This is a genomic window from Bacteroidota bacterium, assembly GCA_019637975.1.
Classification (GTDB): Bacteria; Bacteroidota; Ignavibacteria; order UBA10030; family UBA6906; genus CAADGV01.
The window spans coordinates 46228-59545 of sequence record JAHBUR010000011.1 but is presented as its reverse complement, the minus strand read 5'-3'; the positions used below and the strand labels follow the sequence as shown (position 1 = coordinate 59545).

General features: G+C 53.0%; 11 protein-coding genes, 2 tRNA genes and 2 pseudogenes. 7 read left to right on the top strand and 8 right to left on the bottom strand.

Annotation, left to right across the window (positions count from 1 at the left end; translation table 11 throughout):
- Positions 1 to 145: 145 nt before the first annotated feature.
- Positions 146 to 1201 carry a N(4)-(beta-N-acetylglucosaminyl)-L-asparaginase gene (locus tag KF749_07975; GenBank protein ID MBX2991089.1) on the bottom strand — a complete coding sequence of 352 codons (1056 nt, stop codon included), beginning with the start codon at positions 1199 to 1201 and terminating at the stop codon, positions 146 to 148.
- A 52-nt stretch (positions 1202 to 1253) separates the two neighbouring features.
- A complete protein-coding gene (locus KF749_07970; GenBank protein MBX2991088.1) occupies positions 1254 to 3137 on the bottom strand; it encodes a hypothetical protein in 1884 nt (627 codons plus the stop codon).
- 156 nt (positions 3138 to 3293) lie between these two features.
- Between KF749_07970 and KF749_07965 the strand changes: the two genes are divergently transcribed.
- From KF749_07965 to KF749_07935, 7 genes are all read left to right on the top strand, one after another.
- On the top strand, positions 3294 to 4256 hold the full coding sequence (locus tag KF749_07965; protein MBX2991087.1) for an ABC transporter ATP-binding protein: 963 nt from the start codon (positions 3294 to 3296) through the stop codon (positions 4254 to 4256).
- Positions 4247 to 5014, top strand: coding sequence for an ABC transporter permease (locus KF749_07960; GenBank protein MBX2991086.1), 768 nt, complete (start codon positions 4247 to 4249; stop codon positions 5012 to 5014). The genes KF749_07965 and KF749_07960 overlap by 10 nt, the downstream gene beginning before the upstream one ends.
- Positions 5015 to 5023: 9 nt before the next feature.
- A complete protein-coding gene (locus KF749_07955) occupies positions 5024 to 5932 on the top strand; it encodes a cation transporter (GenBank protein MBX2991085.1) in 909 nt (302 codons plus the stop codon).
- A gap of 19 nt (positions 5933 to 5951) precedes the next feature.
- Positions 5952 to 6719, top strand: coding sequence for an SDR family oxidoreductase (locus tag KF749_07950; protein MBX2991084.1), 768 nt, complete (start codon positions 5952 to 5954; stop codon positions 6717 to 6719).
- A 28-nt stretch (positions 6720 to 6747) separates the two neighbouring features.
- A complete protein-coding gene (locus tag KF749_07945; protein MBX2991083.1) occupies positions 6748 to 7668 on the top strand; it encodes a dienelactone hydrolase family protein in 921 nt (306 codons plus the stop codon).
- A 124-nt stretch (positions 7669 to 7792) separates the two neighbouring features.
- Positions 7793 to 7866: transfer RNA gene (locus tag KF749_07940), tRNA-Arg, on the top strand.
- Between the two features lie 12 nt (positions 7867 to 7878).
- Positions 7879 to 7951, top strand: a tRNA-Glu gene (locus tag KF749_07935).
- A 73-nt stretch (positions 7952 to 8024) separates the two neighbouring features.
- On the opposite strand, the pseudogene KF749_07930 reads toward KF749_07935, so the two are convergent.
- The 6 genes and pseudogenes from KF749_07930 to KF749_07905 all read right to left on the bottom strand — a co-directional run bounded on the left by KF749_07930 (position 8025) and on the right by KF749_07905 (position 13273).
- Positions 8025 to 8303 (bottom strand): annotated as a pseudogene (locus KF749_07930) (glucose/galactose MFS transporter).
- A 246-nt stretch (positions 8304 to 8549) separates the two neighbouring features.
- Positions 8550 to 9488, bottom strand: a pseudogene (locus KF749_07925) (sugar MFS transporter).
- Positions 9489 to 9521: 33 nt separating this feature from the next.
- Complete coding sequence (locus tag KF749_07920) at positions 9522 to 9719, bottom strand: hypothetical protein (protein MBX2991082.1); 198 nt, start codon at positions 9717 to 9719, stop codon at positions 9522 to 9524.
- Between the two features lie 41 nt (positions 9720 to 9760).
- On the bottom strand, positions 9761 to 10957 hold the full coding sequence (locus KF749_07915) for an ATP-grasp domain-containing protein (protein ID MBX2991081.1): 1197 nt from the start codon (positions 10955 to 10957) through the stop codon (positions 9761 to 9763).
- An 18-nt stretch (positions 10958 to 10975) separates the two neighbouring features.
- Positions 10976 to 12676, bottom strand: coding sequence for a M14 family metallopeptidase (locus KF749_07910; protein ID MBX2991080.1), 1701 nt, complete (start codon positions 12674 to 12676; stop codon positions 10976 to 10978).
- A 96-nt stretch (positions 12677 to 12772) separates the two neighbouring features.
- On the bottom strand, positions 12773 to 13273 hold the full coding sequence (locus KF749_07905) for a hypothetical protein (GenBank protein MBX2991079.1): 501 nt from the start codon (positions 13271 to 13273) through the stop codon (positions 12773 to 12775).
- Between the last annotated feature and the right edge of the window lie 45 nt (positions 13274 to 13318).

The window sequence follows — 13318 nt, the reverse complement described above, 5'->3', positions numbered from 1 at the left end:
CACGATTCACGATACAAACGGGCACTCGCAAAGTCAATAGGGTACATCACAGAATTCCTGCTAATCGGGAACCGGCTTCCTTCACGCTCCACCGCTTCTCTTGCCCGTAACCCATTCTCCGACAGATGCTTAGAGGAGAGCGCCCTCACTTCTTGTACAAATACGCGCAATCGAGCAACTTGGCTGAAGTTCCGTCGTGGAAGGCGAACTCCGGCCCCTGCCAAATTGCGGCTCCTCCGAACTCTCCCTTTTTGTTGATCGCATAGAAGTTGACATTGAAATCCGGTTTGCCGTCGTCGCGCTTCAGGCGGCGCATCTTGTTATGTTCAGTGATACGTTTGCATACATCAAGGCACGCCTGCTCGGGTGACTTGCCCTGCCGCATGAACTCGACAACCATCACACTGCTGCAATTAATCAGATTCGCTTCTCCTCGCCCCGTTGAGCCCGCCGATCCGACGTCGTTGTCACAATACAATCCCGCTCCGATAATCGGCGAATCGCCGACGCGGCCGGGAATCTTGTACGCGAGTCCGCTTGTTGTCGTAACGCAGGAAATGTTGCCCTTGAGGTCGATGGCGCCGCAATGAATCGTACCGGTATTGCGGAAGAACGGCTCGAACAACGAACCGATATCCTTATCATCGGGAGTATGTGGCGGAAGCCAGTCATCTTTTGTTGAGAGATTTTCTTTCCATTTCAGCCACTCCTGACGCGCCCGGTCGGTCAATAAATTCTCCTCGACAAATCCATGTGCCCGTGCAAAGCGGAGCGCGCCCTCGCCCACGATCAGCACATGATCAGTCCGCTCCATGACAAGCCTTGCGACTTTCGATGGATTCTTGATGTTGCGGATGGAGGCAACCGCACCGGCGCGATGCGTCGGGCCGTGCATCACGGCGGCATCGAGCTCGACAACGCCTTCTTCGTTCGGCAAGCCTCCGTACCCGACGCTGGTGTCGTTCGGATCGTTTTCCACGATGTTGACGCCCGCGATCACTGCGTCCAGCGCGTCGGAGCCGGAACGAATCATCTCTATCGCCTTTGTAACAGCGGGGATTCCGTTGCCGCTGGAAATGGCAACCGGTTTTACAGCAGACTGTGTTTGAGAAATGATGGATTCGGGAATGGCGGAAACAGCAAGCGCCCCGACACCTGCTGCCGAAGCGCGTTTGAGAAATTCTCGTCGTGTTGTGGACATTGCTTCCTCACGGTGGATGATGTGAGAAAGTTAGAGATTAGCCAAATGATAATCAATCGAAAAGTCCGGTCGAGCCAGGTGTCTTAGGCGGGACGGGCGGAATCGGCGGAGGTGGGCTCGTGCCGTCATCCGGATACAACGTGATTCCCCAATACTCGGGATCTTCCGGCGGGTCCTGATTCCAACTTTGATAGGCGTGGGAATCGTCCGTCATGTAATGCAGTGTGTATTCTCCCTTGTCGAGCATAATAGTGGTGTTCACCATCCGGTTCTTGCGTGCACCGCCCGCATGAAATGTCATGGAGTAGGTCATTTCCCAGACAACCGAGCCTGTTCTGTTGTCGGTAATCCATCCATAGTCGGCCATGCCGCGGTTCACTCCCTCGCCGATGGCATATACGCGAACCCGCGTCGTTTTGTCGAGCTTGAATTTCTCTTTCTTCCCGACACTGTTGCCTGCGCGGATAATCTGCGCAATCACATTCTTGTCCCGTTGATCAACGTATTTTCCGACAATCGCCGGATCGAATTTCTCTCCTGCACCATAGAGTGTAACACCGTAGCGTTCCTTGTCGAACGGGGGGTCGGCGTTCCATTCGTTATAGGCATGCGAGTCGTCGGTGATATACTGGACGATGTAGCTGCCTTTGGGAAGAGTGATGATTTCATCCACGAAGCGATTCTTTGAGGCGCCGCCTGCATGATGCGTGTTCTCCGAGCTCATCGTCCAGACGCGTGAGCGATTTCGCGCATCGAGAATAACGGCGTAGTCAGCCATAACTCTGCGCGAGTTGCTTTGCTCGCCAATCGCATACACGCGAACCTGTGCATCGTCCTTCAACACAAATCCTTCGCTACGGCTCTCGTTATCCCGTACTTTTATAAGGCTGAGAATGACGTGGCGTTCTTCCTTCGAGGAAGTCGTTTTGAAGTTCGCCTTGTCCTTCTCGTCGTAGGCGGCTACTGTAATGCCGTAGTTGAGCGGATCGAGAGGCGGGGCACAGTTCCAGTCCAATGCCGAGTGGCTGTTATCCGTTACGTAGTAGAGTGTGTACTCGCCCTTGGGCAATGACACTTCACCGTCGAACAACGCATTCTTTGAGGCGCCACCGGCGGAGGTGGAGTTGCGCCATTTCATTTCCCATACGCGGCTCCGGGTATTCTGGTTCACAATCCAGCCATAATCCACAAGATCGGCCGAGTTCCGGTATCCTTCTCCTAAGGCATAAATACGCATCCTCATCGGCTCAACAATGGAGAAACTCTGTTTGATGAAGTCGCCTTCGCCTAATCCCGTTTCCTTGAGAAGGATGTTGGGGAACCCCTTCGGTGGAGAGAATTGCTTCACGGAAGACGCTTTCGATTCATCGGCGAACATCTCCATCCCCCAGTTAGCCGACCGCTTGTTCCAATCCACACGGATATCATCACCGAACCATCCGTCAAACCAATCCTGAAACCAGCCTTTCAGCTTATTGGCGGATTGCCGTTCTCCCATGTTGAACAGCCCGGGCTCTCTGTGGTCGACGTTGATGGAAATATTTTTAAAGGTGGAAATATACGTGAACGTGGCAGCCGAGAAGTAAACCTCATAGCTTCCGCGTTGCAGCGTTACGTCACCGTCGAATGTCCTGTCGTCGCGTGAACGTGACGTATTGTCGTTCGTCATCTCCCATACAACTTTGCGCGTATCGGCGTCGATAATCCAGCCGTACGCAAACATGTCGTGCCGTGTATCCTTGCTTGAGCCGACGTTATCGCACTGGCTGCCGCCTGCGCCTCGCGCGCTGATGCGAAAGGTCATCGTCTGCGGAACAATTATGCCCGCCGATTTCAACTCCGACGTACTCATGTCGCGCAACGAAACGACCGTCTGCTCACCCGCTAACGCTGTCGCCGCTATGAGTATGATTCCGATATAGGATGACCTGATCATTGCCTGGCGCCCCTGATGTCCATTGGGATAGTTGTTTTCTCGTTGATGATACGCCAAATCGTCTTACTTGTTGCGGAATGTGGGATTTTTGAGGCTATTTTCATTTATTGTTAAACCATAGCGTTGAGGATCCCCCGTAACTCATTGACAGAAAGAATGGCAGACGAAACAATCCGTACAACCGAACTCTCCAAAATCTACAAAGAAAAGTCGAAACAACCAGTCAATGCTCTGAACGGATTGAACCTCTCCGTGCAACGAGGCGAGATATTCGGTTTACTTGGGAGAAACGGAGCCGGAAAAACAACCCTGCTCCGAGTTCTTACCACGCTGATCGAACCGACTGGCGGCTCAGCAAGTGTCATGGGATTCGATGTGCGGTCACACGGAGCTGAGGTCAGGAATCGTATCTGTGCCGTGTTGCAAGAAAACGCGCTTGAACAATTTCTTTCCGTGAGAGATAATCTGACAACCTATGCGCGGTTTCATTCCGTACCCGCGCATGAACGTGAAGCGCGGGCGCAACGCGTGCTCGACCAATTCGGGCTGACGGAACACAGGAACAAGAAGGCAATGGACCTCAGCGGTGGATTGAAGCGTCGCTTGCAGGTTGCAAAAGTGTTTATGGTGGACAAGCCGATCGTGTTTCTTGACGAGGCGACAACCGGAATGGACCCCATCAACAAACGGGCGGTACTGGAATCCATACGCAAGCAAGCGGATGAAGGACGAACGATTGTGTTGACAACACACATCCTTCAGGAGGCCGAAGAACTGTGCAACACTATCGCCCTTATTCATGAAGGAAGAATCATTGCCAGCGGCAGCGTCGCAACCATCAAAGCGCTTGCGACAAGCGTGTTTGAATTAAGTATTACGTTCGAATCAATGAACGATGAGCTGCTCGCTCAACTCAAATCGCTTTCGCCTGTCCGGTTCGAGCAGACGGGAAATCTCGTCGAGTTATGCATCAACCGCGTTGATGGAACCGTGCTTGACACGATTGCGCAGCTTTCACGGATCTCGCCCATCACGCATCTTGAGATTAACGGTGGAACGCTGGAAGATGCATTCGTCGAGCTGCTTGGCGTTTCGCGGGAGGATACATCATGGAAATGATCCTCGCCGTGCTGTACCGTGAGTTTCGCATCCGGACAACGAGTCCGGTGTGGATGTTCTTCGATCTTTTCATGCCCCTCATTTATTTGCTGATGTTCGGCGTCGGATTGGACCGGGCGATGAGCGGAGGAGTTGCCCTGTTCGGACGTGAGATGAGTTATCAGAGCTTCTTTCTCGCGGGCGTTCTCTCTATGGCGTGTTTTGGCATCGCCATCAATACATCGTACGGGTTCTTTGTTGACCGCGAGAACGGCATTTTTTATGAGTTCCTTACCTATCCCATGACGCGTGGCGAGTTCCTCGTCGGAAAGATCGTCTTCAACTGTCTGCTTGCCGTTGTGCAGTCGGCTCTCACACTCAGCGTCGGAACGCTGTTGCTGGATATCGATATTCAATGGCGGTATGCCGGCTTTACTGTTGCAGGAATTGTTGTCGGGACGGCGGGATGGTTCTTCTTTCTCACGATTCTCGCGTTGCGCATCCACCGGAATGATATCTTCAACACCGTGTTGAATGTCGCGTACTTCGTACTGATGTTTGCCAGCAGCATGTTCTATCCTGTTGATTCGATGCCCGCGTGGCTCCGGACAATTTCCCTGATGAATCCGTTGACGTGGCATACCGATGTTTTGCGGTTTGCAACTATCGGCATCGGAAATATTGAAACCATTCTTCTTGAAGCTGTCGCGTTCGGTGTGTTTCTTCTGGTTTCATTCTGGTTTGCTGTCAGAACTCTTCAACATGCGGTTATCAGGTGACACACCGTGATGAATTACTCCCTTGAGAATACGGCCGCCCATCCTGCTTACAGGGGACTCCGGACAACTTTCGTCGGCATTATCACCAACACAATCCTTGCGGCCGTAAAGGGGATTGCGGGAATTGCCGGCAACTCTTACGCTCTTGTCGCGGATGCGATCGAGTCGGCTACCGACATTGCAAGTTCATTGATTGTATGGGGTGGATTGAAAATCTCCGCCCTTCCGCCCGATGCCGATCATCCGTACGGCCACGGCAAGGCAGAACCGCTTGCTGCAGTTGTTGTTTCATTGACGCTCATTGCCGCTGCTGTCGGCATTGTCATCCAGAGCATACGGGAGATTCTTACTCCGCATCACGCACCCGCTTCGTTCACGCTTGCCGTTCTTGTGCTCGTTGTGATCACGAAGGAGATTCTGTTTCGGTTCGTTTTAACTGTCGGAAAAAGCGTCAATAGTACGGCAGTGAAAAGCGACGCGTGGCATCATCGCAGTGATGCAATTACTTCGGCCGCGGCTTTCATCGGAATATCCGTTGCCTTGATAGGGGGAGAGGGATATGAAAGCGCAGACGACTGGGCTGCGTTGTTTGCGTCATCCATCATTTTCGTGAATGCATACCGGATTCTCCGTCCCGCCCTTAATGAAGTAATGGATGCGGCGCCACCCGCCGATATCGAACTTCGTGTCCGGGATGCTGCACGACACGTTGAAGGAGTCTTTTCACTTGAGAAGTGCTTTGTGCGCAAAATGGGATTCTCGTACTATGTCGATCTTCATGTAACGGTCGACGGCGATCTCTCAGTCCGCCACGGGCACGACATTGCGCGAAGCGTCAAGCAGGCAATTCAAGCCGCAAACCCGAACGTCGCCGAGGCGCTGATCCATATTGAACCATCCGATCTTCTCCAGGAATGAACACTAACAAGGAACCTCAATGCAGATTTTCAAAGACAAAGTCGCTTTGGTGACAGGCAGTACGGGTGAAGGTATGGGACGCAGCATAGCGTTCACGTTTGCGCGCGAAGGTGCCAAAGTTGTTCTCAATTACGGAACCGGACATCCCAACAACGCCCATGCCGCGGAGAAAGTGTTGCAGGAGCTGCGGGCGCTCGGCGGAAAGGGCTATGCCTTCAAGGCGGATATGCGTGAAGAGGATGAGGTGCAGGCAATGATTGAAGGAATCATTACGCTGTATGGCAAGATTGATTTTCTTGTCTGCAACCACGGTGGCGATTACGTCCCCACGGATATCACCGATATCGAGCGTGACCATTGGAGGTCTGTCGTCAAAGCTGAAATAGACGGGCTGTTCTACTGTATTAAACACACACTCCCGCACATGCGGCGTGAACACTCCGGACGTATTGTGGCCGTTACACTTGCAGGAGTCGATCATACGGAAAGGCCACCCTATGACTACAATCTTGGCAAATCCGCCCGCAATGCTCTCATCAAATCACTTGCAAAGTCGGAAATCGAAAACGGCATTACCTGCAACATCATTGCGCCGGGACATATTCCCCACGCGACACTGCGGCAAGCAGTCGATTCGACAAAACAGGCAGCGGCATGGAAGCGACGTGTGCATGCTCAACCGCAAGATGTTGCCGAAGCGGTACACTATCTTTGTTCCGAGGGAGCACGATTTGTGACTGGAAGTGTGATTGAATTAGCTGGAGGATCACCCATCGCAGCAGGTTGACACAAATCATCGGTGAGGCGAATCTATCGTGAAGAAGGTTCTCAAGCTTCTGGTGGTTGGAATCCTCGTACTGTCGTCGGGGATTGCATATTTGTATCTGAAAGATTATGCGGACTACTTCGTCGAGCAGCGGGGAACATTTGCTCATGCCACAAGTATTCCCGCAGAAGGGGATTCTGTTTCCGACAAATCTTGGCTGAAGATAGCGAATGCTGACGGCCTCATCGTGGAATGCGGATTGTTGGTCCCGCGCGAAAAGGGGAAGCGATATCCGGCCATCATCCTGCTGGGAGGAAAAGCCACCGGAAAACACGCTGTAGATTACGCCCTTGATATTAACGACGTAATCATTGCTGCACCGGACTACCGTTATGAGCCGCGGGAGAAATACACCGTAACCGAGTTCGTTACCGACGTCCCGGCGATTCGCAGGGCGTTACTCGATATGATTCCTTCGGTGATGCTTCTAACGGACTATCTCTTCACGCGAAGTGATGTTGATACGTCGAAGCTTGTGATTGTCGGGTACAGCTTCGGTGCGCCGTTTGTGCCTTGCATTCTCGCCCATGACAGACGTGCCGCAGCTGTGGCAATGGTGTACGGTGGCGGAGATTTGCGCACGCTTATCAGGCACAACGTGAGGCGTTACGAAGGGGCATTGATGAGTGAGTTCGTCGGGTCGCTCGGAGGTTTGCTGTTGCGTCCAATTGAACCGATGCGGTACGTTGAACGGATCTCTCCCGTTACTCTTCTCATGATCAACGGAACGGATGACGAACAGATACCGAGGGAGAATGTCGAGCTATTGTACGCAGCCGCATACGAACCAAAGAACATCATCTGGATAGAATCGAGGCATGTCCACCCTCGCAACCCGGAACTGACAGCGAGAATTGTGGGTTTGCTGCGGAAGGAACTTGAATCTCGTGGCATTCTTGTTGACGAGTAGGTTTCGGGAACTTGTCTGGCGGATTTCCCGGAGGCATGGATTTCTTGCTTCTTCTGCACATTGCATGAATATCACAAAAGACTTATATTGTGTGGCAATTTGACCGTCGTTGTGTTCTGAAACCGGCCCCGTAGCTCAATTGGATAGAGCAACAGCCTTCTAAGCTGTAGGTTCCGCGTTCGAGTCGCGGCGGGGTCACACAAGAGCTTCGCCCCCATCGTCTAGAGGCCTAGGACACGGGCTTTTCAAGCCTGTAACACCGGTTCGAATCCGGTTGGGGGCACATTCAAAACTAATTGAAGCCGTCCACCAGACAACATCGTCGCCAATCTTTCCCTGCCGTTCCCATCAACTCGCTAATCTTGGGCCTTTCTGAACGCTGGTATGTGTCCCTTCAACCCGTAATATGCGATGTAAAGATAGCAGAGAACGGGGAGGAAGAATGCATGATGAATGCCAATGCGATCGGCAAAAAAGCCTTGCGTGAGAGGCACAAGCGCGCCGCCGACAATTGCCGCGCAGAGAATGCCTGAACCTTGTCCCGTATGCTTGCCTAATCCGTCAATGGCGAGCGTGAAGATTGTCGGGAACATGATGGAGTTGAACATGCCGACGGCAAGCACGGTCCACATTGCAGGCGCGCCGGTCAACAGCATGGTGGCAACGACGAGACCCGCCGCGCCGAAGGCGAGCATCGCCAGCGTTCTGCCGGGATTTCCTTTCGTTGTGAGGAAGACGGCGAGGTTCACAACGGCGAATGCAACGTAGATCAACGAATCACTCACACTTTCTGTATTGTAGTATCCCAGCACAAGCGCGAGAGGGAGAATCAGCGCAAGCAAGATGTACGAACGCGTTGTCATCTTACCTGAAAGGGTAATCGCCCCGAAGAAACGCCCGATCATCGCGCCGCCCCAGTAAAGCGAGACGTACTTTCCCGCTTCCGCTTCCTGCAAGCCCGCGATGAAATCCTGACTCAAATAGTTGACCAGAAAACTGCCGATGGAGACTTCGCCGCCGACGTACACGAAAATGCCGATGGCGCCGAGCACGAGATGCCTGTAGCCCCACGCGCTGTGATGCAACCCGTCATGTGTTCCGCCGGACGAGCTTTCGGCGTTGGACGCTTCGATTTCAGGAAGCTTGATGATGGCAAAGACGGCGGCGATGATGAAGAGAATCGCCGCGAGTCCGATGTAGGGAACCTGCACCGACGATGCCTCGGCGGCCATGTAGGCAATCTGTTCATCCTGCGTGAGCTGCGCGATTTGGTCGGCACTCTTCGCGGCGGTGGAGAGAATCAGCGCCGACCCGATAATGGGAGCGATCGTTGTGCCGAGCGAGTTGAATGCCTGCGTCATGTTCAGCCGTGCCGAAGCGGTTTTCGGTGAGCCGAGAATTGCGACGTACGGATTCGCGGCTACCTGCAACAGCGTAATGCCTGAGGCAAGGACGAAGAGCGCGCCGAGGAAGAGTCCGTACACCCGTGTTGCCGCTGCGGGATAAAACAACAGGCATCCGATCCCCGCAACCATTAAACCGATCACGATACCGCGTTTGTAGCCGACCTTCTCCACAATAGCTCCCGACGGAATCGATACGATGAAGTACGCAGTGAAGAACGTGAACTGAATCAGCATCGTTTGCACGTAGTTCAACCCGAATGCCGCCTTCAGGTGGGGAATCAGAATATCATTGAGGCAGGTGATGAATCCCCACATAAAGAAGAGGGAGGTAAGGACGGAAAGCGCAAACGTATAATTCGTATCCCGCCCCGATACGTTGTTGGCTTCGAATGGTGCCGCCGGACTTGTTGCCATGAACACTCCTGTTCGATGAAAGAATAGTGTTGGTTATTGTGTGCCGAGCAAACCGCCGTCAACCAGCAGAAACTCCGCCGATTTCTTGTCAATCATAACCTTGAACAACCCCCGGCTCGACGATCCGCTTGTTCTCCCTTCCGATGAAGGAAAGATCGTGTTGATTGAGAGTGTAATCCACCTTGGTTTTCCCCTGAGTTCCTTGCCGGACAAAATTGTGTTAGCATCCATCCGCGTCTAACCGGGTGTTGTGCCATGCCGGCCGGCATCCGTTACTCTGTTGCCTTTTCCCGCACGGGCGCGCTGGCAAAGAAATCCAAGTAGAAGCGCTGCGTGTAAACGCCCAGCAGTTCTTCAATGCGTTGGGGGTCGGGTGAGCGGACGATCACTCCGGCGTGGTTCTTCTTATTCAACCGCCAAACAACTTCCTGATCGTTGTAGGCCGAAAGATCGGGCCATTCCTGTTTTGCAAGGGAAATAATCAATCCGGCATAGTCAAGTCTCTGCCGATGCACGGCATAGTCCTTCTCTGTTGAGCACTCGATCTTTGCCCACTCCGCCCACAGGTTCAGGCCGGTTGCCGCCTCTATCAAATCGGCGATATGCGCGCCACCGACCCGGGCGGAGGTTTCCAGGAAATAGAATTTTCCTTCGGAATCACTCTTGATAAACTCCGTGTGGGACACACCTTCCACCAATCCGAATTTTTGCAGAGTCAGTTTGTTAAGCGCCTTCAATGTTTCATCGTCGGGCGATTCGCGTAACACCGTCCGGGTGCTGAACACGCGGCCTTCGTGTGCCACTTCCATCGGGGGCCGGCCATATTTGCATACGGTGGAGAAGAGGATGTTTTTCTTGTAGATAATGGAATCAACATGGTAGATGTCGCCCGGAACGAACTTCTCCAGCAGATAAAGAGATTGCTTGTCGCCCAGTGCGTTCAGGGCATCCCACAATTCCTGTTCGTGATGGATTTTCTTGATGCCGATCGCGCCGGCCTGCAAACGCGGTTTCAGAACGTAAGGGGGCTGAACGCTTGCAAGAAACGCCCGGATCCTCTCGTAATTGAGCATGTGAGCGAATGGCGGAACAGGGATGCCGGCATGGGAAGCCTTTGTCCGCATTGCCAGCTTGTCGCGGAAGTGCCGGGCAGTCGTATCCCCCATGCCGGGAATGCGGAGATGTTCGCGCAATGCCGCCGCCTTCTCCACGTCAAAATCATCCAGCGCAACGATTTTGTCGAAATGCACTGTCCGGGCCATGAAGCTGACGCCGTTGATGACGTCGTTCATGTTCCATTCTTTGTCGACATCGGGGATATAATAGATGTCGTCGATACTCTCCCTCGGCCACTCGGCATGCTCCAGACTTTTTGATGTCAGGAGAATAATGCGGGCGCCCTGCCGTTTTGCTTCGCGCAGGAAGTCGAAGCCTTTATGAAAGCTGGTGATGCAAAGGAGTGTGAGCATGACCGGTTTCCGTGTTGTTTATGATTTGTGTGGAATTCGCATGAAGGGATACACTCTTTCGCATGTGTCAAAATACGGCGACCGTTCATAGAAGAAATTCAGTCGTGCAGCGGGGTCCGCGGCAAATTCTGCATCTTTCTCCAATTTCTCCTCAAACTCTCTCCGCAATTCGGGGTCTCCATCAAGCATCTTCTTCGCAATCGGCTCCATGATGTAGGGTTCAGCATATTCCTTCCGCTCGAAGAAAGCATTGAAGAATCCCCAGCTCACAAACGAATCGGGGCCTTGCGGTTCGAGCAAATGCATGATCAAGCGAAGCGTCCGCTGTTGCGTGTACACGATGAAGGTGCCGGGAGGGAGGAACACGGTTTCAATGAATGTGTCAACGCCGCATTCAACCCGCTGTCTTCCCTCGTATGGCTTTGATGCGAATTCCACCTCAATGAATTTGTACAGCTCGACTTCCAGCGTCTCTCCATCGCGCATTGCATGGACTTCAACGCCATGAAGCCGGAGAATATCTGCAAGATGAGAAAACTCCCGCGGAATCGCATACGCGAAGGGAACATCCACCTCCACCTTCACTTCGCACTTGTTGTAGAAAGGAATGTCGAATTCTGTCGGGACGGCGCTATATCGCGGGACGGCAGAGCCGGTAATCTCACTTTCATCATCCGTCGTTTCAAAGCCCTTCAGTCTGAACATCTCAAACTCGTCAGATCCCTCGATGACGAGCGGAAAAGGCTTCCGGTCGTGTCGGAACTCGTGGACTGTGTGAGAGTCGGCAAAGTAGTTGAGGTCACGCAGTACGTTGTAGTGTGTGTGAATGAATTCAAGCGTGGCAACGTTCATTGCCTTGGTTGAGTAAACTCTATTCTTGAATGGTTTGAGAGAATGGGTTTCGACAAGCAGGCAGAGTCTGTTGTGCACCGCTGCGTAGCCCGTCGAATACCGCGGCAACGCAGGCCAATCGTTGAAACCTTCGCGAATGTCATCTCCCTGCAATTCAAAATAGGGTCCGGTGAGGAAGCCCGCCGCTTCCGTTTGTTCCGTGACGAAAGGCATCAGGTGCTCTTGTCCCCACGCTGCAAGTCCCGCATCAACGTTCTTGTGCTTCTCCATCCCGAACATGATGTGGTATTGGAAGTCAGCGCCGTCCGTTGTGTGGTTGTCAATGGTGAAATCCGGTTGCCAGTCCTGGTACAGGCGAAGCAACGCTCTCATCTCCGGCGCATCGGCTTTCATGTAGTCGCGGTTCAGATTCAGGTTCCAACTCGTGGTCCTCCATCCCATCGTTGACGGGCCGTTTTGATTCGGGCGGTTGAATTGACTCGTCCGCTCGTGCCCGTCAACATTCAAAATGGGAATGATGACGAGAACGAGATGGTCGAGCAGTTGCGCGAGTTCTCCGGTGATCAGCATCTCGCGCATCATCAACATGCAGGCGTCCTTCCCTTCGATTTCTCCGGCGTGAATGCCGTTTTGAATCATCACAACGGCTTTGCCGTTTGCCCGCGCCGCATGTGGAGTGAAGTCTCCATCCTTTCCGATAACAATGAACTTCAGTTCACGTCCCTGAGGTGACATGCCGAACGTAAATACTTCCGCCTTCCCGGTGTGTTCGAACCGGGAAAAATACTTCATCGTATCATCGTAGCCGGGCGATTCGAGGAAGTTGCTGTGCTCAAAATGCGTGAGATACTCGGGCGGGAAGTTCATCTTCTGGAACTGATTGTTGGAGCATTCCTTTGCCGACCTAACATACCTATCCGCTCTGAAACATACAAGCGACGTGAATAGACGGAAAAAGACGAACTAAAAAGGCAGAACGACGGTCTGCTCCGGAAGGTTGTACACGTATCCATCAATCACTGTCGTCTTGCCTGTTGCTCTGCACGCTGAGCAGCCGGAGGGGTCGGTGTAGTCAGTTGCGATGTACTGCGGTATCACCGATGCCGTCGCAACGGAGAATGGCTCACCGAATTCAGGGTCGCGGTCAGGCAGGACGACCATTACAACGAGTGAATCATATTTCGTTCCGTCCGAAACACTGATGGAGAATCTTCCGCTCGAATCCGTGATGGCTACCGGTATCGACACCGGGCGTATTCCGCCGCGCAAACGCTGGTAGGCTCCTGTGCCGAGCTTGCCCGCAAGAGTACAAGTGAAATTCTCTTTTGATAGCCCCGGTGCGCGTTGCACAGTGCCGTGGACAACATAGTGTTGCCACGGGACAATCGGACTTGTTGCAATGCCGAGTGTGGAGGGGCCAAGAACGATAGACAAAACAGCCGCGAGTCGAATGACGGGTTTCATGGCATGCCGGCGAATAATGTTGTCTTCAAATTACCAATCGATTGG

Bases quoted from the DNA above. Each gene is read 5' to 3' on its own strand.
- KF749_07975 (MBX2991089.1), bottom strand. From the start codon at position 1,201: ATGTCCACAACACGACGAGAATTTCTCAAACGCGCTTCGGCAGCAGGT.
- KF749_07970 (MBX2991088.1), bottom strand. From the start codon at position 3,137: ATGATCAGGTCATCCTATATCGGAATCATACTCATAGCGGCGACAGCG.
- KF749_07965 (MBX2991087.1), top strand. From the start codon at position 3,294: ATGGCAGACGAAACAATCCGTACAACCGAACTCTCCAAAATCTACAAA.
- KF749_07960 (MBX2991086.1), top strand. From the start codon at position 4,247: ATGGAAATGATCCTCGCCGTGCTGTACCGTGAGTTTCGCATCCGGACA.
- KF749_07955 (MBX2991085.1), top strand. From the start codon at position 5,024: ATGAATTACTCCCTTGAGAATACGGCCGCCCATCCTGCTTACAGGGGA.
- KF749_07950 (MBX2991084.1), top strand. From the start codon at position 5,952: ATGCAGATTTTCAAAGACAAAGTCGCTTTGGTGACAGGCAGTACGGGT.
- KF749_07920 (MBX2991082.1), bottom strand. From the start codon at position 9,719: ATGGATGCTAACACAATTTTGTCCGGCAAGGAACTCAGGGGAAAACCA.
- KF749_07915 (MBX2991081.1), bottom strand. From the start codon at position 10,957: ATGCTCACACTCCTTTGCATCACCAGCTTTCATAAAGGCTTCGACTTC.
- KF749_07910 (MBX2991080.1), bottom strand. From the start codon at position 12,676: ATGAACTTCCCGCCCGAGTATCTCACGCATTTTGAGCACAGCAACTTC.
- KF749_07905 (MBX2991079.1), bottom strand. From the start codon at position 13,273: ATGAAACCCGTCATTCGACTCGCGGCTGTTTTGTCTATCGTTCTTGGC.